Below are 403 nucleotides of genomic sequence, written 5' to 3'. Positions count from 1 at the left end.
TTCTTAAAAAACTCTTTAAAACGCAGTGTTAATTCTCGGTTTATAATTTTCACATTATTACATAGAAATTGAATATCCAGTTTTCAAAGTACAACGTTTAACAGCTCTCGCTGTTAATGGAGGATAACGGGATCGAACCGATGACCTCCTGCGTGCAAAGCAGGCGCTCTCCCATCTGAGCTAATCCCCCATATTAATTAGAAATGGGCCTAAATGGACTTGAACCATCGACCTCACGCTTATCAGGCGTGCGCTCTAACCAGCTGAGCTATAGGCCCAAAAAAGCGTCCAATTAATATAAGTATGAGAGTAGACCTCTCAAAACTAAACAAATCTTCGACAAGTGTGTAGGTTTCCGTAATTATTCCTTAGAAAGGAGGTGATCCAGCCGCAGGTTCTCCTA

General features: G+C 41.2%; 2 tRNA genes. Both read right to left on the bottom strand.

Going from position 1 to position 403, the window contains the following annotated elements:
- Positions 1-117: 117 nt before the first annotated feature.
- A tRNA-Ala gene (locus FFM78_RS13740) sits at positions 118-190 on the bottom strand.
- Between the two features lie 14 nt (positions 191-204).
- Positions 205-278: transfer RNA gene (locus tag FFM78_RS13735), tRNA-Ile, on the bottom strand.
- Positions 279-403 lie beyond the last annotated feature (125 nt).

This window comes from Loigolactobacillus binensis (genome assembly GCF_005405165.1).
Taxonomy (GTDB): domain Bacteria; phylum Bacillota; class Bacilli; order Lactobacillales; family Lactobacillaceae; genus Loigolactobacillus; species Loigolactobacillus binensis.
The sequence above is the reverse complement of the archived record's forward strand: the minus strand, read 5'-3'. Positions and strand labels throughout refer to the sequence as shown.